Genomic DNA, 23,239 nt, shown 5'->3' with positions numbered 1-23,239 from the left:
GATTTTCTGGCTGTTTTTCCGCGTTCCTGGGCTGCTTATTGCTGGGGATATGCAGTCCTATGTTGGCGGAAAGTACTGCGAAAAACGCATTCAACCGGGCACCTATTGCACGGATTGCCAGCCTAACCGAGGCAGGTATACCCAACGAACCAGCTTCCACGCTGCTGGCAGAAATACAGGTCAGCGGGACCGTCACCGACGATGCCGGAGAGCCCCTTCCTGGTGCTTCCGTCACCGTGGCGGGTACGACAAACGGGACGGTCACGGATATCGATGGTCAATACACGCTGTCGGTAGAGGAGGGATCCACGCTGGTGTTTTCCTTTATCGGCTTTGAAAGTCAGGAAGTAGTGGTGGGCAATCGGACCCAGATTGATATTTCCCTACAGGCAAGTTTATCCTCCCTGAATGAAGTGGTGGTCGTGGGATACGGCACCAAAAAGAAAATTAACCTTACTGGTGCTGTTTCCACAGCACGAGGAGAAGACATGGCCAATCGTCCGGTCACCAACGTGCAGCAGGCCATGCAAGGGCTGGTGAGTAACCTGGTCATTCAGCCCAATACCGCAGGAGGAGAGCCAGGAGCAGATATGGCCATGACCATCCGGGGTTTGGCATCGTTTGAGGGGAATACCGCCCCCTTTGTACTCGTGGATGGGGTTCCGATGGGTATCAACGACATTGATCCCAACGATATCGAATCCGTGTCGGTGTTAAAAGATGCCGCTTCCACCTCCATTTACGGTGCGCGGGCCGCGTACGGAGTGATCCTGATTACCACCAAAAAAGGGAGTAAAGGGTCCAGAATTTCCTATTCCACCAATGTCGGGATTAGTACGCCTACCATTTGGCCAGAGCTACAGGGAGGAACGGACTGGGCGCATGCCTTAAACGATGCCCGGACCAATTTTGGGGCCTCTCCGTTTTATCCGGAAGAAGCCATTCAGCGTCTGGAACAAAACCTGGCCAACCCGGGCAGCGCCCCGGGCATGTTGCCGCTCGGTTCGGGCGATAATTGGGACCTAATGAATACCGGTACCAGAGGTGTGGCGAATGACGGTATTAGAGATTTGATCATGAAGGACAATTCGCTCCGGGTGAAACATAACCTGTCTGTTTCCGGTGGAAACGATAACGTGAATTATTATGTATCCACTGGCTTTTACGAGGAAGACGGATTGTTGCGTTTCGGGGATGAATCCTTTAATCGATTTAATGTGGATGCTAAAATTGGTGCCAAAGTAACCGACTGGATGAACCTGGATCTATTTGTTAAATACAAATCAGAAAATGAGGATTTTCCCTGGAACCAGAACTTTGGACGCGCCTGGTACATGAACTGGATTGGTAAAATAAAATTTGGTACCCCAGCCAAGTATCCCGGTACCGATATCTGGACCCAACAGACCAATGTGGAGGCCTGGAGAAAAGTACGGCAAACGATCACCGATAACCAGATCGTCCTGTCCCCAAAAATAGCGTTAGAACCAATAAAGGGTTGGGTGACTACCATACAGGTCAATTACAATTCGACTCAGGTGGAAGATACCCGGACAGCCTTGCAATATCCTTGGGTCCGGCCCGGAGATGGTCCCAATTTCTCAGGAGGAGAGATCGATTTTATACCCCAAAACCGCGAGTCAACGGAGTATCACAACGAGTTGAGAAGAGATACCTATCTTTCTCCGAACATCTACTCTTCGTACTCCAGGGTATTTGGAATGCATGACCTTCAATTGATGCTTGGATACCAACAAGAGGAGTATACCTTTAGCAATTTGGGCGCAAGAAGTTTCTTCTTATTGAGTGATGCCATTCCTTCGATCAGTACGGCCGTAGGCGATCAGCTGGTAACGGACGGGGTAGGACACTGGTCCACGCGGAGCTTTTTTGGAAGGTTCAACTATATTTTCGACGAAAAGTACCTGCTTGAAGTAAACATGCGGACGGATGGATCCTCCAGATTTGAAGAAGCTGAAAGATGGGGCGTGTTCCCCTCGGTCTCGGCCGGCTGGATACTATCGGAAGAGAATTTTATGTCAGCAACGAATTTATTTGACCTGTTGAAAATTCGCGGATCCTATGGAACGCTGGGTAACCAGGATGTGGCCAATTATTTATTCATCCCGACCATGCCGATTCGGCAAACCAACAACTGGTTATTTGGTACACAGCGGGCCTGGACAGTGGGTGCACCCAATCTGAACAGTGTAAATTTATCCTGGGAAACCGTATCCACACTGGACCTGGGCATTGATGCCGAGTTATTAAACAATCGATTAGGGGTAACCTTCGGTGTGTACGAAACAAGGACATCCGACCTGGTAGGACCTGGACAGCCCCTTCCGGCAGTATTGGGCTCAACCGTACCAAAAAGGAACGAAGGAGAAATTAAGACTCGCGGCTGGGAGCTGGAACTTTCCTGGAAAAATCAGGTAAATCAGGATTTCCGCTACGAAATCAGAGGCCAATTGGCCGATTTCCGAAGCACCGTGGTGGACTACAACAATCCAAACGGCTTGTTGAACACCTTTTACCCGGGACAGGATTTGAATGAGATCTGGGGATACCGGTACGACGGGCATTTCCAAACCCAGGCGGAAATCAACGAAGGAGTAGATCAAAGCTTCATTTATTCCGGTGTGTGGAGAACGGGTGATTTCCGGTACAAAGATTTGAACGGAGATGGTAAAATCGATATTGGGGACAATACGGTTACCAATCCCGGCGATCAGGAGATCATTGGAAACACCACGCCGAGGTACACCTATGGATTGAATTTGAGCGCACAATACAAAAACTTCGATATTTCGGTTTTCTTTCAGGGAGTAGCCAAAAGAGACTGGACATTTGGAAGCAGCTCCGTATTTAGGGGACCGGCTGCCGGTCCGATGCACAACAATGTCCTGGAAGATCATATGGATTACTGGCGTGACGAAACAAGTGCATTGGGTGCCAATCCGGATGCCTATTTCCCGAGGCCTTATGCGCAGTTTTTTGGCGAAAATGTAAAAAACTACGGAAGACCTACGGATCACCTGTTGCAAAATGCAGCCTATCTGCGGCTTAAAAACCTACAGATTGGGTATTCGCTTCCGCGAAAAATCGCTGAAAAAGTGTTGTTAACGAATGCCCGGATCTTTGTGTCGGGTGAGAATCTGTTAACCTTTACCGATTTGATGTTTTTTGATCCGGAGGCACTTGCCGGAAGATGGTACGGTGCGGGAGATGCCTATCCGCTGAGCACGACCATGTCTGCAGGTCTAAATCTTAACTTCTAAAAAAACGACGCTATGAAATCGAGCATGACGTACCCCTCACACACCGGGATGATTATAAGCCATGCGAGATTCCATAGCCTGTCCCGACTAGTCGGGATGACTACTAAAAGATAATTATAAACACATGAAAAAGCTATTTTATATATTCTTACTTGTATCGGGAACATTTCTGGTTTCTTGTCAGGAAGATTTCCTGGAGCGGTCACCACTCGATCAGATATCCGATCCGGAATTCTGGAATAGTCAGTCCGACCTGGAGTTATTTCTTAATTCCTTTTATGATACGTTCGATGGTTGGCCCGCTTCTGGTGGTGGAAAAGCACCCACCAAGGACGAGGGAACCGACTTTGCACTCGAAGGCCTCAATGCCTTTGGCGGCACCTTTACCCAACGTATGGATGGGGTTTTGAACGTACCGGGTTCCGGTGGGGGCTGGAATTGGGGTAATATTCGAAACATCAACTACTTCCTTGCCAATGTCGACCGCGTTCCCGAAGGGGGAGCGATGCGAGAGCATTACGTAGGCGAAGGACATTTCTTCCGGGCCTGGTTTTACTTTGACCTGTTCAAGGATTTTGGCGCCTTGCCCATCATTACGGTTCCCGTCACGGCAGAAGATGAAGATATCTTGTACGGTGGTCGAGCCAACCGGACGGAGGTCTTTGATTTTATTCTCAGCGATATCGATATGGCCATCTCCAAAATGGACCCAAGCAATCAGTTGGCAACGCCCGGAACCCGGTTGAGCAGAGACATTGCGTTGTTATTTAAAGCCAGAGCAGCCTTATTCGCCGGTAGCTGGGAAAAATACCATCAGGGCACCGTCTTTGGCGGACAAACGGATGGCAGCGGATACATCCAACAAGCGGCTGCCGCTGCGAAGCAGCTGATTGATGAGGGGAATTTTTCTCTGGTACAAGGAGATAGCAGCAGCGTCTATTTTGAGCTCTTTAATCAGGTAAACTATGCCGGTAATCCGGAGGTGATTTTTTACCAACATTTTGATCGGGTAAACGGAGACAGCTTTAGTAATCAGCTGTGGAACTGGCCAAATGGGTACGGCTATACCTACGATGCATCCCGGTTTTATCTAAGCAACGACGGGTTGCCCATAGCGGTCAGCCCAAATTTTGTTGGCGATGAGACTTTAGAAATTCTGGAAACGAATCGCGATCCCAGACTTGCGCAGACGTTTATGGTACCGGGCGATATCCGACGAATACAAGGCACGGACACCTTGTACTTCGAGGTCCCGGATGTAGACAATAGCGGTACCGGTATTGAATCGCAAAAATTCCGCCATATCGTCGTAGACCCGGCTGTGGGCATCAATAACGGCAACGTTGATTACATCTTTATGCGCTATGCCGAGGCCTTGTTGATTTATGCCGAGGCGAAGGCCGAGCTGGGTACCCTGACACAGGCGGATGTGGACATGACCATTAATCAGCTCAGGGATCGGGTAGGGATGCCTCACCTGATCTTGAACGACATCACACCTGATCCGAACTGGCCTGATTACGGCTATTCCTTGCCGGATTATTTACAGGAAATCAGAAGAGAGCGGGTGGTGGAATTGTTTGCAGAGGGGTTTCGCTTTGACGATTTGATGCGTTGGAGAGCCCACGAATATTGGGCAGGCAAGCGCTTTGTCGGTACTTTTGCAACGCCCGAATTACAGGAAATATCAAATGTTCCGATAAATCCGAACGGATTCTTTGATCCATTTCGGGATCGGTTAAGTGGTCCGGATGGGGGATACGGATTTGATCCCGAGAGGGATTATCTGGTGCCGCTCCCAACCAATGAACTGACGTTAAATCCTAACCTCGACCAAAATCCGGGTTGGTAAGGTAACCTGTTCTAAACTAAAAATAAACGAATGATGCATGGCTGCGTCGGCGCGACTATCCGGTCTGCGCGGACGTGGCCTGCTTTTTACAGCCTCTTTGACCCTAGCCCTTTTCCAAACAACGCTACCTTTACTGTCAGCCAATGAAAAAGAAACAACTGCATCTGAGGTTCCTGGTGTGGGGCTTCCTGGCCCTAAACCTATCTGGAGCGTGGATCGTCTGCGGGCAAACCGCGGCTGCTGATTCGGACGGGAATAGTTCGCAGCTTGATCGGAGAGAGCCTTTGGAACTAATGGGAAATCGATTCCTTACCTTTGCCTCCGTGGTTCGGGTAAACCAAATCGAAACCACCCGAACCGAGTCGCGCGGCGTGGATGAGTCGGCTGTGCACAGTCCACGTGAAGCCCGTATTTTACGTGAAGCCATCGAGAAGGTATGGCCGGGAGCCCGCATGACCTGGGCCTTCAGCTGGCTTGCCCTGCAAGATCAACGGCAAAACTACCGGGAATTGCGGCAACTTATCGTCTCCTATCAAAAAAAATACGGGGACGAAATCACCTTTATACCGGGCGCCTATTTCTCTCCCATGTACAATGCTCGGGAACAAACCAACCGTGACCTGCATGAGGGTTTACAAATGGTGTCGGACATGGTGGGCGATGGGTACCGTCCGCAGTCCGTTATGGGAGGATTTCTGTCTGCCGATAATCTCCGTTATCTTGCAGACCAAGAAGACATACATGTCGCACAGGGCACCATCTGGAGCCAGTATGCGGTAGACAATGGCGACGGGGACGGGTCCCTTGTGTACCCTTACTATCCATCTACCGAGCATTTCAACAAGCCCGCCCAGGGAGTTTCCGATCAAATTGATTGTGTAAATCTCGATGGCTGGACCGTGGATTTTCTGAATGCCAGGTATCCGGGTGCCAGACGAATCGACGGCGTCAATTGTGGTAGCCGGATGGGGGTAGGTCCCATCGAAACCCTGATCCGACTGGGTACAGAACAAGGGGTAAGACAAATGCTCGCCACAACGTCCACTCACTTTGATTCCGGATTCAAATCGAATGGTTTCGCCTGGGTGACCTCTATCTGGGAACTGAGCCTGGTAGAAGCCCGGAAGCTTTGGCCAGGCTACCAGGGAAGGAACGGTATGGAAGGGCTGGATATCTGGCTACGTGAAATTCGCCGGCGCTGGCCGGACGCGAAGGCCATCACGCATGGAGAGTTTGGGATGCTATGGCGGGATCATTTCAAAAGCAATGATGAATTGGATTACCGTTTTGTACACCGGGGGTCCGGCATCTGCGGATCCGAACCGGAACTGGAGATTCGCTGGTTTATGAACAAGGATTTTCGAATGGCAACACTCAGAAACTGGATCGAACAGACACCGGAAAGGGTCATAGACTTCACCAGATACGATTTAAAAGCGCAGGAACCGGCTGATCCGCGACCCGGACATCCCATTCGCAACTGGAGCCTGATGAACCGCCTGAACCAAAAGGGTACGCGGCCACAGGATGTACCCATGGAAATAGAGGCATTGTATCCGGAAGAACGGGAGATGATCAAAAAGAGGTACCCGGTTTTATTTGAGAAAGGGCATCCGCTGAGTATAAAATAAGCAATCAGAAGTACCTCGCCACGACATGTATGGCGAATGAACCCTGGGCGTAACTGTGAAGGATACGCGCTTCACCGATCTTACCCGGAAATTCTGAACGTACCCCATCTAAACTAAACATTAAAAAACCCGGAGAGGAATTTGCTACGTTCTCTCAGCTAAGTGTATTCGTTGTCATGAAAGCCTTTTATTTACACCTTATTATCCCCCTGACTTTTGTCTCACTTCACAGTTTCGGGCAGGAGATATTCAAAAATACGTTACAGGATGATGTAGTCTTGGTTACCAAGAAATTGATAACGACGTATGGAAAAGAAAACAATGAACGCATTGTTCGGGGTGTCAGGCACCTATCGGATCTTTGGTTTGAAGAAAATGGGAATGGTGTTGAATTTCAGGAGTTTTGTCTGAAGCAGTTTATCCCTTCCGGTCCTCAACTTGATAATGCATTGAACATTGCTGAACAACAATTTAGTGCCATCAATGGGTACCAACGAGAACTCTCTCTGGCACTCGATTACCCATTGGTGACCATGACGCGACCTATCACTGAGCTCGACAGGTTATTCAGCGATTCAAAAATCACGATTGATTTTTTCAAAAGCAAACTTGCCCTCGCCATCGCCCTCAATTTTCCCTATTATACCAATGAAGAAAAGGAAGCATTTGGGGCTAGTTGGAGTCGAAAAAAATGGGCTATGGTACGATTGGGAGACAAATTTGAGTTCAGATCCGATCCTGACCTGGAGCAAGATCCGACGCCGATTCCAGATGAGCTTCGTGATTATACCACCCGCTATATTCTATCAATGGACCACGTGGTATCACCCGAACTTGAAGTTCTTTTTCCTGAAGGAACCCGGTTAAACAGTCACAATGGATTACGAGACGAAATCAAAGGGCTTTATTACAGGGATAATCCGCTGGAAAAGCAGCGAGTAATAAGTACAATCGTGATGCATATCATCTATCAAACCATACCGGAATGCATGGTAGGAGAAACGGCTTATTATTGGGAACCCATAGCCAATAAGGTGTATCTGAAAGAGGGAGAAAAACTTGTCGAAACAGCTTTTAAGGCTGAACCCGATACTAGATACAAAGTGTTGCATCACAACATGTTGTCGAAGATGCGGCAGGATGCCACCTATCCTGAAGGATCAACCTATTTGACCCGAACCTTTAAAAATGCCCAACTGAGTGAAGAAAAAATTGTCTCCTTACTGGAATCGGTTTTAAGCGCTACAGAAAAGAAAGCCGTAGCGGCATTGATTGAAAAAAAGATTGGGAGAAAGTTAGAACCCTTCGATATTTGGTACACGGGATTCAGCGACAATACGAATTATAAAATGGATGAACTGGATCAGTTGATCAAAGAAAAATATCCCACCCCAATGGCGTTCCAGCAAGATCTACCCAACATCCTCAAAAGAATTGGTTTCCCGGATTTTGAAGCGGAATTTTTTGGCAATCACGTGGTAGTTGATCCTATTCCTTCCGGAGGACATGCCAATGGGCCACAAATGAAAGGCGCTAAAGCACATTTGCGTATCCGTTTTGAAAAGGATGGCTTGGATTACAAAAATTACAGGGTGGGTATGCATGAAATCGGCCATACCATTCAGCAGAATGTAGGCACCTATATGTCGGATTATTATTTACTGAAAGGCATCCCAAGCAGCCCTTATACAGAGGCCATGGCAGACCTTATTGCGTATCGCAACTTGATCGCCTTGGGAATAAATGAGGAATACAGCGCCCGGGAAAAGCAGGACAATGCCTTGGCCGCATTTTGGCTTGTTTGTGAAATGGGATCGGAAGCACTTCACGAGATCAGGGTTTGGCATTGGCTGTATGATCATCCGGATGCTACGGTTGAAGAGCTTAAGGAAGCAACCATTGCTATTGCCAAGGATATATGGAACCAGTATTTCGCAGAAATTTTTGGTGTAAGGGATGTCCCTATCTTAGCCATTTATAATCATTTCATTTCCGGGGCGCTCTATTTGCACAGCTATCCCATTGGAAATATTGTCGTCATGCAATTGGAAGAGCAGTTCGAGGGAAAGGATTTTGCAATGGAAATGATACGTACCTGCAAAATCGGAAAACTTACTCCGGATCTGTGGATGATGGAAGCAACGGGAGAACCTTTAAGTGCTAAACCACTACTTAGTGCCATGCGACATGCGCTTGAAGCCTATAAATAACCTTTGTGCAAGGCTTTACGGCATCTCTTAAAAAATTGTAAAAGTATAACCCCTAAATAAATTCCTTATTATGTGTAATAAAACGAGTAAGTATCTCCATCAAATAATCTTCCCTTTACTTTTATTGATTGGTTGTGGTACTGCGGTACACGCCCAAAAGATTATGTTACCGGCCGACACGTCGGTTGTCTCTACTGATGAAGTAACCGTTAACGGGAAAAGAATACCTTACCAGGTTACGGTAGGCACGCAGCCGGTATACGGTGAAGATGGAGCACCTGATGCGGCCCTGTTTTATACCTATTACAGGCGAAATGATGTCGATCAGGTCGAAAATCGCCCCATTGCATTCTCATTCAATGGAGGGCCAGGCGCTGCATCGTTATGGATGCATTTGGGTTATACAAGTCCGAAACGGCTGGAAATAAGTGATGAGGGATATCCCATACAACCCTATGGCGTCGTCGATAATCCCCATTCCATTATCGATGTGGCAGACATCGTATATGTTGATCCCGTTAATACGGGTTTTTCACGCATAGTGAATGACGGCAAGCGGGAAGATTTTTTTGGGGTGTATCAAGACATAACCTACCTGGCTGACTGGATTGACAATTTCCTGTCCCGACAAGGACGCTGGAGATCCCCCAAGTACCTGATTGGGGAGAGTTATTCGGCAACACGCGTAGCGGGCTTATCTGCTGAACTGCAAGACCACCATGGGATTTACCTTAACGGAGTAGTGATTGTTTCCGGGACTAAAATGGAACTACCGATCGCAAGCAATGAAGTGCTACAGTTGCCTAACTACGCTGCGGTAGCCTGGTATCACAAGCAGCTACCTGAAGATTTACAGAAAAAAAGTCTCACGGAAGTGCTCTCAGAAGTTGAAACGTATGCCATAGAGGAATATTTACCAGCAGTCGAACGAGGGGGATTTATTGATGAAGATCAGAAACAAGCCGTTGCGGAAAAATTAGCCCGGTATACCGGTCTCAAAAAGGAATTCATATTGGACCACAATCTGACCGTCGCCACGAAAGCTTTCAGAAAAGAGTTGCTAAGGGACGAAGGATATTTCATTGGTCTTTCGGATGCACGTTATAAGGGTATTGATAAAATGGATGGGGGCGATACCTTTACCGGAAGTACGCCACCGGAGGCAGCTGCCTGGGATAATGCCTTCACTCCAGCAATCAATGCATACCTTCGAGACGAGTTGAATTTTAAAACAGACCTGCAATACCAGGTTTCCGGTGCTGTATTTCCCTGGCCCTGGGACAGATTTACGGATGGGACCGGAGATAAATTGCGTAATGCCATGATGCAGAACCCCCATCTACACGTATTATTTCAAGCCGGATATTACGATATGTTGGTCAATTATTTCAGACAAATGAATGGCATGTGGAAGCTTGATCCAAGCGGTAAAATGAAAGACCGTTTGCATTTTAACGTGTATGAAAGTGGTCACATGATGTATGTGAGGGAGGAAGATTTGGTAACCTCTACCAATGATCTCCGGGAGTTTATTCAACAATCCATCCCCCGGAAGGGTGAGGCGGCAACGTATTGATGTAGGCTTTCTGTCTCGGTCAACTTTTGCAACTAACTTAATATTTTACCCATAGTTTGGCAAAACCAGATGACAGCATCCAATTACGGTGTATTGATAAAAAAAGGAATCGAGTTTGTCAACAAATTCTTCACCAGTCACTTGTGCAGAAAGATAGTCAACATTCTTGTCGATGGTTTTTCTAAACCGCTCAAAAGAGACAGGCTTTATCAGGTAATCATTCACATCCAGCGCAAACCCTTTTACCACATTTTCCTCATAAGCAATCACAAAACAGCTTCTCCAAATTTAATACAAATCCCTCAATAACTTTTGAAGACACCATGTCTCCATGGGTAAAAATCTTCGATGCATCATACCGTCGGTTGATTAAGGTATACACCAATAAAGTGCATTCATTCGGGTGTATCACCCAGTATTCCTTGACACCCGATTCTTCATATACCTCATATTTATGTTGCAGCTCCTTCTTGTTATTGCCTGGAGATAGGACTTCGACTACTAAATCCGGCGCACCTAAGCAACCGGCCTCGTCGATTTTATGAGCATCACAAATCACGCAAATGTCCGGTTGCACTACTGTATCAATATCTTCGTTTCTTTTTGATTTTAGCGGAAGCCGGACATCAAAGGGAGCAATAAATACCTCACACTTTTTACCTCTTAGATAATTAGAGAGCTCCACAAACACATTCCTGGCAACCCGTTGGTGGATTACCCCAGGTGCAGCGGCTTGTCTAAATACCTTACCGCGAATCAACTCCACCATTTCATCTATCTGCCAGGTCAGGTAGTCAGCATAGGTATATCTTCCATATTCGGAAAATGGCTCTTCAACTTTGTTGGGAGTATCGTGATCATCCATAGTTTAAAAATAGGGAAATTAGTGAAAAACCAAAAACATGTCTTTCCTAATAAAAAACTATTGGGAACTCGAGCACGCTTCATTTTCGAATGATCCAATTTCTCGTCCCAAATTATTGATTACCTTCACTAGGAAGTTATGCTGGATTAGATGGTTTGATAGATGTGGATTATTGGTAATCAGCTTCATCCTGAAATCTTCGTGTAGCTTGAATACTTAGCTATTTTCCTCGCATAGGCTAAACAAGCCAGGATATCTTCTTCTTCCAGCTTAGGATAATCCGCTAATATCTCATCATGGGTAGTTCCGGCTGATAACAGGTCAAGAATTAAATCTACTGTGTATCGTTTATTCCTAATGGTAGGTTTCCCATGGCAAATTTCGGGATTAACTGTAATTCTATTCAGTAGTTGATTTTCCATTTGTTAAAGTTACGAAATGTTCAATTAATTGGTTACTTGCTATGGTTAGCCGATCGGCAAAGCCCTGCCTAGCTTCGACTGTCTGTAGAATCGGCTACACCCTTCTATTCTTTAATTCCTTTCCAGTCGAAATCCCTTCAATGCCATTAGCAATGGCTTCCAAAACAACGTCTTAGTAAACAAAAGTTCGCAATTTCTAACTCCGTCTGCCTTAGACTTGAAAAGGCATGTTAACCAAACATTAGTTAATGAATAACAGTCCTTAGGACTGTTTTAGGCTTGGGCCGGGCTGTAGGGAAGGAAAACTACGCCCAGCAGTGGGCTATTACTTTTCATGCGGATTGTCCAAATCAAGACCAACGATATTTTTGAAGTCGTTCACGTTTCTGGTTATCAGGGTCAGGTTATGAACTAAAGCAGTAGCGGCAATGATGGCATCCGGGAGTTTAATCTTGTGATTTTTACGTATTTCAGCCGTTTTGAGTTTGACATCCTTTTCCAGTTCCAGGACCAGGGCATCATTGATAAAATCATGAAGAATTCCCAAGTCCTTTTCGGTGGCAGTTTTCCAACAGAGTAGTTCAATTTCGGTAATGGCAGAAATAGCAGGGGTGGAACCGGATAAAGTGCTGTCAATGAATTCTTCAGCAGAAGGTGGGAATTGCTGCTGAAGGTAATAGATCGCTGTGTTGGTATCCCAGAGGTATTTTATTCCCATTCGCTGCGTAACTCATTTAGTTGTTGGTCAACCTCGCCGATAGGTTGTTTGGACATGGCTCCCTTGTATCGGCCCCAGTCTGTAGCATCCTTTTTACCAGCCTTTTCTTTCCTTATTCGAATCAATTTAAGCAATTCTAAATCCTGTAAAAGATGGATGGCCTTTTCGTTGATAATATCAATAGTGATCGATTTCATTTCTCAATTATTTAGTGACAAAAACCTGTATGGTTTTGTGATAACGCTGAGCTACGCTTCATTCTCCGAAAGTTATAAAAAGGAACGATAAGAAACCTGAAATAAAGGCTTTTAACAAAAATATGGTATCTATTTATACGAAACAAATGCTAAAGGTGTTGTTTGCCAGCGCCTATTTGCTTGTCTTTTAACCAAGAAATACGATTCAAAAAAAGTTTGATACAGAGAAAAAATACACTCACTTGGGTGTAATTTGCAATTTCACCTTTCTATCGCCCTGATTTTATGTGTTTTCAGTCCTGATCACAAATCAGGGCTGAAGAATATCAATCATTGATTCACCCATAAATTTCCCAATCAGAAAATAAGATTCGGCATTTCTATTCCAGTGATAGGACTGATTTGCTGGTGATTCTTCAGCGTCACGCCAGAAATCTCTTGTTTCCACCACTTTGACATTACCCATGAATTCCGGGAAATCTGCGACAGCCAATTGGGCCTCCATCAGGGATAACGCCCTTGGATGAGTTTCCTCCCAGCCTGACATGCCCGTTGTAGCCAGGACAAAAGGAAGATTGGATACGCCCAGATCTTTTCGAACCTCCTTTATAAAACGGATCATATTCTCCCTGTAGGCATCATTCGCCTCCTGATTGATCCGGTCATTCCATCCCTGATGCCAGCCAAAGCCCATAATTTCATATCCCTGGCCTTTGTACGAGGGCACATGGTCTTCCAAATGGCCTAGAACTTCGTTAACTATTGAAAGCATCTGCACATAATAATATCCGGTATCTCCAGGGCTAATTGGTCGATTTTTATACCCTGACGCACCGGCAGCACCCGGAGGGAAAAAATCATCGGCAAGGCTTTTACCACCCCAGGCTGTTTTAATAATTAAGACATCTTCATCGAAATGATCTGCCACAAGCTGGCCAAATTGTAATTCCGGACCGATTGTATTTTCATTCGCTCCGAAGCCAACTGTCAATCCACCGGTATGAATTTTTTCCTGATGGTTAAAGTAAATAAATACATCATCCCGTACCTTCCAATCGCCTTTTCGATCTACCAGGTGCCGGTATTCTCCCTTTTCATCATTTTCAACCAAATAGTTCAGGTTTCCCCGATCTCCCTTTTCAACCTCCCCATGACCTACCATATTGGATTGTCCGGCAAGAATAAACACTTTCAAAGGTGCAGGGCCTTTTGGCGTAAATGCCGTAAATAGCAAGATGGTAATTAGGACCCCTAAAAGGCCAATTCCTCGAGTATTTACCGATTTTTTTTCCATACATATTCAAGGGGTAAAATTAATTAAATACCTGTGTTGTCAACTGATGGCTAACATATTCAGTTGCCGGATTAGGACATGTTTATCTGGTAGATTAAATTCCTGAAGCAGCTTTTTTACAAATTGTGACACAGCATATTGGTCTAAATGAAGTTTATTGGGGCCCTGCCGGTAAATGGTTAAGCAAATACCTCACCATATAAAGCCTCAAATGCAGTGAAGTGCCTTTTCCCTCACTCAGACCATGATTTCGGTTGGGATAGGCCATATAGTCAAATGGCTTACCCAATTCGATCAGGCGATCCACCAGCCCCTCGGTAATTTCAAGGTGGGTGTTGGTTTCACCTGTTCCGTGAATAATCAAAAGATCCCCCTTTAATCCTTCCGCAAAATTTATAGGTGCGGATTGACGGTATCCTTCAGGGTTCACTTCAGGCGTATTCATGTAGATCTCCTGAAACCATGCGTTGTAAAGATCTGGTTGTGGCTTAGGTGCAACAGCGATTCCCACATCATAAACGTCCGGTTTACGAAACATGGCATTTAGGGTATTGGACCCTCCACCACTCCATCCCCAGATCCCTACCCGGCTAAGGTCAACATAGGACCTGTTTCGCCCAAGCTCCTGTAGGGCTGCCGCCTGCTCATCCGTTGACAGGGGACCCAAACTTCCGGCTACCGCCCGGCGCCATGCTGCTCCTTTTGGGGATGGGGTTCCCCGGTTGTCAAATGACACTACCAAATATCCCAGATCGGCGATAACACGGTGATATTCAGTCATGGCATGTCCCCAGGAATCCATTACAGTTTGCCCGTGAGGTTCTCCGTATACGTAAACAAACACAGGGTATTTTTCAGCCGAATCAAAATCGGAAGGCTTGATCATCCAGGCGTCCATAACCACCCCATTGCCTATATCAAGGCTAAAAAACTCTTTTGGCTGTGGGACCAGCAATTTGACTTTTTCATGGAGCTCAATGTTACCTTCAAGTACACGTTCCACTTTATGCTCCGGAAGACTGACAAGTTCAGTTACAGGAGGTGTATTTGCAGAAGAAAACGTGTGAAATGCCCAGTTCCCTTCAGGAGAGATCGTATAATTGTGCGTCCCCGGCTGATCTATTGGAGTTATCCTTTCCGCTTTTCCTTTTCCGTCCACCCGTGTCCGGTACAAATACTTTTGGGTCCCATTGTCCGGAGAGGCATAATAGTAAAACCACCCTTTATCCTCATCCATACCTGCCCTTCCGATGACATCATAATCTCCCGGTGTAAGTAATACCTCTTTCTTTTCATCACGAGATACCAAATACGCGTGTCTCCAACCATCCTTTTCAGTCAGGACAATAAAATTGCGGGTATCAGTAATCCAATCCACTCCTCCGTTAGTTCTATAACTTGCCACTACCCATGCCGGATCAGATTCTTCGTAAGTAGTGCTTATACTTCCATTATCAATGTCGGTAATCAAAAATTGTCTCTGGTCCCTGAATCGGCTTCTTTTTTCCACAAGTACCTCATCAGAATTTCCTGCCCAGCTAACCTCTCCAACATAATATCCTTCTTTTGGGATTGGTATTGGCAACCATCGGGTCTCTTTTCCGGATGTGTCCACAACACCCACACGCAATACAGCAATGTCTCCCCCGACCCGGGCAAATCGCTGCTCTTTTATTTCCGGATAAGAAGGATCACCCGGAACCAAGGAAGTCCTTTTTCTCACCTTTTTCACATCGGATTGAACAAATGCGATATGCGTACCATCAGGACTCCAAACAGCCCTGCCGTTGGTAACCGCTTCCGAATGGGCATCAAACGTAAGTCGGGTAGTATTTTTACTGATCAGGTTATACACAAAAAGATCTCCTTCTTCAGCATAGAGAATTTGCGTACCATCCGGAGAAATACGGTTATTTGCTCCGGCCACAACTTTTTCATTGGTACCTGTTTTCCGATCCACCATCCAATAATCGGACCCGGTGAAATCGTTGTCCTTACCGGACATTTCTACTAAAATTTTGTCACCCTCCGAAGACAAAACATAGTTTTCAATGATAAAAGGGACTGAATAACCAAATCTGTCAAAATCCTCTGGGGAAATCAGCACTGTTCGCTTGCCCCCGGGCACATCATAATTTACCAGTGCCTGTGTATCCTCTCCCGGTAGATTTTCAAGTAGAAGGTATCCCGAATCATCAGGAAGCCATCTGCCATTAAATGATTTTGCTGAAAAAATATTTTGGTCATAAATTTCTTTCAATCTCTCTTTAGTGTGGTCAGGGACAACAATCTGGCAACAGCCGATATTCGATAAGAAAGCGGCCTGGACAAGCAAAACCAATACAAGTAATAATGGGTTTTTTATCATTTCATTTAACTATATATTCTCCTCTAAAGCGTATTCAATATGCCTGTTATATGAATTCTCCCTTACATTTTTGCCAGTAATCCATTCAAATCATCGAATCCCGATAGCCAGATTATTCCAGTCCCTGTCGGGTAACGATTGGCACATAGCCTGCCTCCATACCCACTGGCGGAGTGACGATCAAAGCCGGGTCAACATCGGCTAACTTCCCTATCAAAGGCGGAGGAAGGTATTCCTCGTCCATTTTCCAGTTTCTGTGTAGCAACTCCACCCATTATAAATTTCGGCGTTGTTGTTGCATACTCCGTATCCCGCCACCATCCCAGCCTCCTTCAATATCCGTATACAACTTTTCTACCGGCAAAGGCCCATCATATTGCGGATGCATCCAGGTACCAAATAACCCGGACTGAAAACTCCTTCCTGAATATTCTCGTAATAAAGGCCGGGCAGCAGCGTACATGGAGTAGCCTGCATTGTATGATTCATCCACTTTTTCTCTTTGTGTAATCATATACCCACCCACATGGGCCTTTCGGATCATGCTTTCTTTAGCGCTTTCCTCAGCATCCTGGGCGGTAGCAACCGCAGTAACTAACAGGAGCAGCGAACAAACGGTTAAGGGTGTGATTCTAAAATCTTCCGTTCGCTTCCACCAAAAAAAAGAACTGGAAATTTTAAAAAACGTGATACGCAACAATTCAGGAAAATACGTATACCAGGTATTCTTTTTCATGTTAGTTATTTGATTGTACGGTCGTCCAAGATCGAAAAGACTAGAAATAATCCAATCGAAAAATATCTTAAAAGTAAGTTAGGAATAATTTTTTGTTCGGACATCTTATCATCGCTCACCTTTTATCCCTGGTCCCAAAGAAAATTTTCGAAAGGGTTGTTGAGCCGGGAGTTTCCGAACCCTATTTCAAGCAACATAAGAAGTTGTACCATTTCATCTGCATGTTCTAAGTTTTTGTGACCAGAAAAGACAGTCTGAGGGAGGTATGCAAAAATAGTGGTCTGATTATTTTAAAGCTTATCTTGTTCGGAATTAACCCGTTGCCCGTGAAAAGCACACTTTCTGAGCTGACCCGTACGCATGACCACAAGTTTTTTGCGCTAAATTGGTATTTTATGGAAAGGCTACGAAAAATTTTGAACGTAATCCGGTCACCGTTAACATATCATATTTTTTGGCTAAGATGCTTGAGTAGTAACCCGTGCAAAGACTGTAACTTTATTCCCTTCTTGCAACGAGACTGCCCATCCAAAAAACGAATAAGGCAGGTTCAAATTAATTTAATTTTCATTTTGATCGAATAAAAACAACCAATACCGCCATGAAACGATCCCTAAAGGCCATGTTACTAATTCTACCGATTTTTCAATCGCCATACGTACATTGGCTCAGGGGCCAGCAGGCTACCAGGAATGCGGACCGGAAACGTATTTTGAAGAATAAAAAAAGAAAACAATGAGGGAGATACAATCGATGGTAACCAAAACAATTAGCCGTTCCTGGCTATTCCTGCTTTTGCTCGCGATATCCTGTCAGGAATCCCATAAAAACCTGCCGGACTGTGCACTGTGTGAGGACACGGCGGCTGAATGGATACAGGTAGCAGAAGAACTGCCTGACGAGGACTCGCTTTTTTATTTAACACATCCGGCTCCGCTTTTCCGCAAGGAATTCTCCCTGGCGGAAAAAATCGATAGCGCCCGCCTGTTCATTACCGCAGCGGGCTATTACAGGGCCTCGCTAAACGGAGAGCCTATCGGGAAAAATCTATTGGACCCGGCATGGACCGATTACAGCAAGCGGATATACTACACCGCGTACGACGTAACCTCACAACTAACGGAAGGTGACAATTGCCTGGGAGTAAGCCTGGGGAATGGTTTTTACAACCCCCTTCCCTTGCGAAAATGGGGGCGAAGAAACCCCAGAGTGGATCTGAATGTGGGGAAACCCACCTTTATTGCCCGGCTTGTGCTGTATCATTCCGACGGACAAACCACGGAGGTGGTGACGGACGATTCCTGGAGCTACGCGTATGGGCCCCTTCAAAAAAACAGTGTGTACATAGGCGTGTTATATGACCAGGGAAAGGAACTACCGGGATGGGATACGCCGAACTATAGCGCGGATTCCTGGCAGGCGGTGCAGCTGGGATCGGGTCCCGGCGGTGCCTTGCAACCCGCCTTTTTCCCGCCGGTTAAAAAGATGCAGGAAATTCAGCCCATTTCCGTTAGCACCCTTCCCGATGGAAAACACCTGGTGGACATGGGGGTGAATTTTACCGGAACCTATCGGATACGAATTCCTGCCAGTGCAAGCGATACCCTGACCTTCCGGTTTGGGGAGCGGGTGTACGAAGATGGAAGCCTGAACCCCATGACCACCGTGGTCGGACAGATCAAGCGAGAGGGGATCGGTGGTCCGGGAGCACCTGCCATTGCCTGGCAAACGGACAGCTACGTTCCAGCCGGGAAGGAGGCCTATTTTACGCCTGAATTTGTTTACCGAACCTACCGTTACATGGAAATATCCGGCCTCGAGCAAACCCCTTCCCTGAACGATATTCAGGGCTGGTTTACCTATTCCGATGTGCCGGATCGAAATGATTTCAGCAGTTCCAGTCCCCTGCTCAACGAGATTCAGGAGGCAACCAAACGAACCTTTCTTTCAAATTTGGTAAGTGTGCAATCCGATTGCGCCGTCCGGGAGAAGTTTGGCTACGGGGGAGACCTCAATGCCACCAGTGAGTCGTTTATGTACAATTTCGACATGCAGGACTTTTACCGAAAAACCGTGTATGACTGGGTGGATGCCATGAATGATTCGACCTTTGTAGATACAGCGCCCTTTGCCGGTATCCAGTATTGTGGCATCAGCTGGGAATCCGCTTACCTAATCACCCAATACTACCTCTACCTGTATTACAACGACGTGGATTTGATTGAGGAGCGCTACGAGCAAAACCTTAAATGGATGGAAAAGGTGGCCCGGATCCATCCGGAGGGGTTGGTGGACAGTGGCCTCAGTGATCACGAATCCCTGGACCCCGTGCCGGTACAACTCACAGGCACGGCCCATTACCTGCAATGTGCCCGGATCATGACCACATTTGCATCGGTCATGGAAGATGCCGCGAACGAGGAGCGGTTTCGGCAATTGGCTGAACGCCTGCAGGGCCTGCTGAGATCAGAATTTTGGGAGCAGGCAGTGGACGGTCCCATTAACCGACAAACGTTGTTTTCTACCTTACTCTACCACGGGATCGTTCCAGAGTCGGAGTTGGGGGCAGCACGGGATTCCCTGAGAATGGCTATCCGTCAGGCACCCGCCGGGCATTTCACTACCGGCATTTTTGGTACCAAATACATTCTGGAAACCCTTTCCGAGCATGCCTCGGTTGACGAGGTTTTTGCCATTGTAAACAGCAGACAGTATCCCGGTTGGGGGCACATGATCGACCGCGGTGCGACCACCATCTGGGAAACCTGGAAGGAAAGTGACAATACCTTTACCAATTGCCATCCCATGTTTGGTTCGGTGACGGAGTGGTTTTACCGCTGGTTGGGGGGAATTCGCCCGGATCCGTCCTACCCTGGTTTTGGGGAATTTGTGCTGGTACCACGGGTTCCTCGGGATCTGAATTTTGTTCGCAGTACGTATCATTCTCCCCATGGGGAAATTGTCTCCCATTGGAAAAAAGGCACCGAAGGCACCATTACCTATGAAATGAAGGTACCCCAAGGCAGTAGGGCCCGGGTCTCGATAGCCGTTCTCCCTTCTCAGAAACTGGTGGTGGAGAAACATCCGGAAGGATTTCAGCCGGAAGGCATGGACGGGTTAGCCAGCGGAAACTTTATCCTGGAGGAAGGAGCCTACACCCTGCGCGTTTCCAACTGAGCCAATCGTAACCGGCCCAAGAAAGCGTAAGTAAGCTGTAAAAAAATCCCACGTCAGGGACCGATCACTTTCCGGTCCAATAAATTTGACCCATTCATGCATAAAACACCAAAAATTAGTACCCTATTCTCCCTTTTCCTGTTCGGTATATACCTCGCACAGTGTGCGGCCCCCGCCGAAAAAAGAGAAGCGGCATACCACCCCACAAATGTATTGCTAATTACCGCCGATGATTTGAATTATAACTCGGTCGGGGTCTACGGTTGTTCGGTGCCAGATATTACCCCTAACCTGGACAAGTTGGCCAAAGGAGGCATGCGTTTTACAAATGCCTTTGTGAACATTGCGGTGTGCCAGCCGTCCCGGCAGTCCATCCTGACGGGCCGGTACCCGCATACCAATGGGGCGCTGGGCTTCGAGCCAATTGACGCGTCGGTGGCTACCCTGCAGGAACAGCTCAGCCAGGTAGGCTACCTGAATGGCATCCTGGGTAAAGAAATCCACCTAAAACCTACCGAAAAGTTTAAATGGGATTATTACATCCGCGAGGCAGACCTGGCATCTGGATTGGGTATCGGCAGGGACCCCGACTTGTATTACCAGTACGCCATGGAGTTTTTCAACAAGTCCAAAAAAGAAGACCAGCCCTTTTTTCTAATGGCAAATAGCCACGATCCCCACCGACCCTTTGCCGGTAGCGAGCAGGAAAAAAGACAATGGGGAGATGACCTGCCGGTAGCTACCCGGACCGTTCGGCCCGAGGAGGTCACGGTGCCGGAGTTTCTTCCGGACCTGCCAGAGATCCGGCGGGAAATAGCCGAGTATTATACCTCGGTCTATCGTCTGGATCAGACGGTTGGTACCTTGATGCAAGCGCTTGACGATTCCGGCTTGGCCGAAAACACCCTCGTTATGTTTATCAGTGATAACGGCATGGCCCTGCCCTTCGGCAAGTCGAATTGTTACCTAAACAGCAATAAGACCCCCTGGATTGTGCAGTGGCCCGGCAAAATCCCCGAGGGCAGGGTGGATAGCACACATTTTATCTCCGGAATCGATTTTATGCCGACCATTCTACACGCTTTGCACCTACCGCCAGTGCCGGATATGGATGGGAGCTCCTTTCTTCCGCTGCTGGAAGGCAAGGCCCAAGCCAACAGAACGCGTGTTTTTACGGAGTTTCACAAGATTTTTGCCGGTGTGGATTACTCCATGCGCTGCGTGCAGGAGGGCAATTACGGGTATATCGTTAATTTTTGGAGTGACGGGAAACACAAAATTCGCGGAGATGCTGCCAGCGGCAGGACCTATCCCGCCATGGTAGAAGCGGCTGCCGAAAACGAAGCAGTGGCCAGGCGCCTGGAGATGTACGAATACCGTGTGCCCGAGGAGCTTTATGATTTCGCCCGGGACCCCGATGGGCTTACCAATCTCATTGATGATCCGGCATATCGGGAGATTGTCGACGGACTGAAGCAGCGGTTATTCCGGGAAATGAGGCGTACGGATGATCATTTGGCCGGTGATTTTGAAGCGGGTTTTTTAAAAAATAATTGAAAGGCAAATGTATTTCGCCCCATCTGGGCTTGCGTAGGCGTTGTTCCCAAGTTTATCACCGGGCTAGACCCTCTGCCGCGGTGTTTCGCGCCTTCTGCGCTTGGTTTTAGCATATCCTTCCTTCATTGGATGGAGGTTGGCCTGTTTATTTGAATCGAGGGTAAAGTCCTTTGGCGACGGGCTGGTTTTTTGCATGCAGCGGTCAAAAATCAGTGGATCGCTTTCGTTTTCCTACCGCTAATCAATAAATTGAAACGGCAAAGCAGAACCCGGACCAACCTGTACCCGATGAATAAAACCCTGTATCCGCTTTTTGGTATCGTCACGGTACTGAATACCCCATTTAAAACCGATGGGAGCATTGATTACGCCGCGTTACGCCTGCACGTGCGGGAGGCCATGGCCGCGGGAGTGGCGGGCTTCCTGGTTCCGGCCATGGCTTCTGAAGTCTATCAACTCTCCCATCCAGAGCGACTTAAACTTGTGGAAACCGTCCTGGAAACGGTGAATGGGGAGGTGCCGGTGTTTGCCGGTGCGGGTGAACCGGACCCCGCCAGAGGAAAATCCCTGCTGGCCGCCTACCTGGAACTGGGCTGCAAACAGGTGCTTTTCCAAATTCCCTTTCGGGAAGAGACGCAGTTCAAGACCGATTTCTACCGCCTGGCAGAATTAAATGTGCAAACCATCATGTTGCAGGATTGGGATGCGAGCGGGTACGGCTTGCCCGAAAACCTGATCTGCGAATTGTTTGAGCAGGTGGAGGCCTTTCAATGCCTGAAAATCGAGACGGTTCCAGCGGGTTACAAATATTCCAGAATGCTTGCCCTTACAGATGGGCGGTTGCACGTTAGCGGAGGATGGGCCGTTGCCCAAATGATCGAAGGCCTGGAACGCGGGGTTCATGCATTCATGCCGACCGCCATGCACTGGGCGTATACCGAGATTTACCGTTGTTGGAAGCAGGGGGGAACGGAGGAAGCAACCGAACTGTTTTACCGCATTCTGCCGGTATTGGCCTTTTCCAATCAGCACCTGGAAATTTCCATTCATTTTTTCAAACGTTTGTTAGCTCGCCAGGGGATCTATCCTACAGCCCATGTGCGCGTGTCTTCCATCCCCTTTGATTCCCAACATCAAGTTACCGCCGACAGGTTGATCCAACAGGTGATTGAGCTCGAAAATGAAATTAAATGGAGCCGTAATGCCCTTTAACCGTGCCGCGGCTTCGTGAAAAAGAAAAAAAGCCGGGAGGCTCACGGGTTAAAATAATACACTGTTTCGGTAATATATTGAAAGATTTCCCGACAGAATCGACCTACATTTAGGGCTTCCAATCACCAATAGTGGTAAAGGTT

The 23,239-nt window shown here is 47.2% G+C and carries 17 protein-coding genes; 8 read left to right on the top strand and 9 right to left on the bottom strand.

From position 1 onward, the window contains the following. The first annotated feature begins 59 nt into the window (after positions 1–59). The 5 genes from GCU44_RS17115 to GCU44_RS17095 all read left to right on the top strand — a co-directional run bounded on the left by GCU44_RS17115 (position 60) and on the right by GCU44_RS17095 (position 10,550). Positions 60–3,281 carry a SusC/RagA family TonB-linked outer membrane protein gene (locus GCU44_RS17115; RefSeq protein ID WP_161993957.1) on the top strand — a complete coding sequence of 1,074 codons (3,222 nt, stop codon included), beginning with the start codon at positions 60–62 and terminating at the stop codon, positions 3,279–3,281. 124 nt (positions 3,282–3,405) lie between these two features. Further along, a complete protein-coding gene (locus GCU44_RS17110; RefSeq protein WP_154858017.1) occupies positions 3,406–5,133 on the top strand; it encodes a RagB/SusD family nutrient uptake outer membrane protein in 1,728 nt (575 codons plus the stop codon). A gap of 143 nt (positions 5,134–5,276) precedes the next feature. Beyond that, positions 5,277–6,764, top strand: coding sequence for a DUF3863 domain-containing protein (locus GCU44_RS17105; protein ID WP_154858015.1), 1,488 nt, complete (start codon positions 5,277–5,279; stop codon positions 6,762–6,764). Between the two features lie 176 nt (positions 6,765–6,940). Next, positions 6,941–8,974: a hypothetical protein gene (locus GCU44_RS17100; RefSeq protein WP_154858013.1), complete on the top strand. Its 2,034-nt coding sequence runs from the start codon at positions 6,941–6,943 to the stop codon at positions 8,972–8,974. 163 nt (positions 8,975–9,137) lie between these two features. Beyond that, positions 9,138–10,550 (top strand): S10 family peptidase, encoded by a 1,413-nt coding sequence (locus tag GCU44_RS17095; RefSeq protein ID WP_241685000.1) that lies wholly within the window; start codon positions 9,138–9,140, stop codon positions 10,548–10,550. A gap of 45 nt (positions 10,551–10,595) precedes the next feature. On the opposite strand, the gene GCU44_RS17090 is transcribed toward GCU44_RS17095, so the two are convergent. The 9 genes from GCU44_RS17090 to GCU44_RS17055 form a co-directional block, all read right to left on the bottom strand. Beyond that, entirely contained in the window at positions 10,596–10,820 is a 225-nt protein-coding gene (locus GCU44_RS17090) for a hypothetical protein (protein ID WP_154858009.1), read from the bottom strand. Beyond that, on the bottom strand, positions 10,807–11,415 hold the full coding sequence (locus GCU44_RS17085; RefSeq protein WP_154858007.1) for a Uma2 family endonuclease: 609 nt from the start codon (positions 11,413–11,415) through the stop codon (positions 10,807–10,809). The genes GCU44_RS17090 and GCU44_RS17085 overlap by 14 nt, the downstream gene beginning before the upstream one ends. A 185-nt stretch (positions 11,416–11,600) precedes the next feature. Then, positions 11,601–11,837 carry a DUF433 domain-containing protein gene (locus GCU44_RS17080; protein WP_154858005.1) on the bottom strand — a complete coding sequence of 79 codons (237 nt, stop codon included), beginning with the start codon at positions 11,835–11,837 and terminating at the stop codon, positions 11,601–11,603. A gap of 325 nt (positions 11,838–12,162) precedes the next feature. Continuing rightward, positions 12,163–12,555: a type II toxin-antitoxin system VapC family toxin gene (locus GCU44_RS17075; protein WP_154858003.1), complete on the bottom strand. Its 393-nt coding sequence runs from the start codon at positions 12,553–12,555 to the stop codon at positions 12,163–12,165. Then, positions 12,546–12,752 carry a hypothetical protein gene (locus GCU44_RS17070; protein WP_154858001.1) on the bottom strand — a complete coding sequence of 69 codons (207 nt, stop codon included), beginning with the start codon at positions 12,750–12,752 and terminating at the stop codon, positions 12,546–12,548. The genes GCU44_RS17075 and GCU44_RS17070 overlap by 10 nt, the downstream gene beginning before the upstream one ends. Before the next feature lie 310 nt (positions 12,753–13,062). Further along, positions 13,063–14,046: a sialate O-acetylesterase gene (locus GCU44_RS17065; RefSeq protein WP_154857999.1), complete on the bottom strand. Its 984-nt coding sequence runs from the start codon at positions 14,044–14,046 to the stop codon at positions 13,063–13,065. Positions 14,047–14,200: 154 nt separating this feature from the next. Next, a complete protein-coding gene (locus GCU44_RS17060; protein ID WP_241684999.1) occupies positions 14,201–16,306 on the bottom strand; it encodes a S9 family peptidase in 2,106 nt (701 codons plus the stop codon). Between the two features lie 220 nt (positions 16,307–16,526). Further along, complete coding sequence (locus GCU44_RS23395) at positions 16,527–16,658, bottom strand: hypothetical protein (protein WP_262885327.1); 132 nt, start codon at positions 16,656–16,658, stop codon at positions 16,527–16,529. Positions 16,659–16,688: 30 nt separating this feature from the next. Then, a complete protein-coding gene (locus GCU44_RS17055) occupies positions 16,689–17,150 on the bottom strand; it encodes a hypothetical protein (protein ID WP_194201674.1) in 462 nt (153 codons plus the stop codon). Between the two features lie 735 nt (positions 17,151–17,885). Between GCU44_RS17055 and GCU44_RS17050 the strand changes: the two genes are divergently transcribed. The 3 genes from GCU44_RS17050 (at position 17,886) to GCU44_RS17040 (ending at position 23,096) form a co-directional block, all read left to right on the top strand. Continuing rightward, positions 17,886–20,327 (top strand): alpha-L-rhamnosidase, encoded by a 2,442-nt coding sequence (locus GCU44_RS17050; RefSeq protein WP_241684998.1) that lies wholly within the window; start codon positions 17,886–17,888, stop codon positions 20,325–20,327. Positions 20,328–20,423: 96 nt separating this feature from the next. Then, the gene (locus GCU44_RS17045; protein WP_154857995.1) at positions 20,424–21,884 is read left to right on the top strand and encodes a sulfatase family protein; all 1,461 of its coding nucleotides are present in this window, start codon (positions 20,424–20,426) and stop codon (positions 21,882–21,884) included. A 288-nt stretch (positions 21,885–22,172) separates the two neighbouring features. Then, on the top strand, positions 22,173–23,096 hold the full coding sequence (locus GCU44_RS17040) for a dihydrodipicolinate synthase family protein (protein ID WP_154857993.1): 924 nt from the start codon (positions 22,173–22,175) through the stop codon (positions 23,094–23,096). The last annotated feature ends 143 nt before the right edge of the window (positions 23,097–23,239 follow it).

This window comes from Cyclobacterium xiamenense (assembly GCF_009467825.1).
Lineage (GTDB): Bacteria > Bacteroidota > Bacteroidia > Cytophagales > Cyclobacteriaceae > Cyclobacterium > Cyclobacterium xiamenense.
This window is presented reverse-complemented; position numbering and strand designations above follow the sequence as displayed.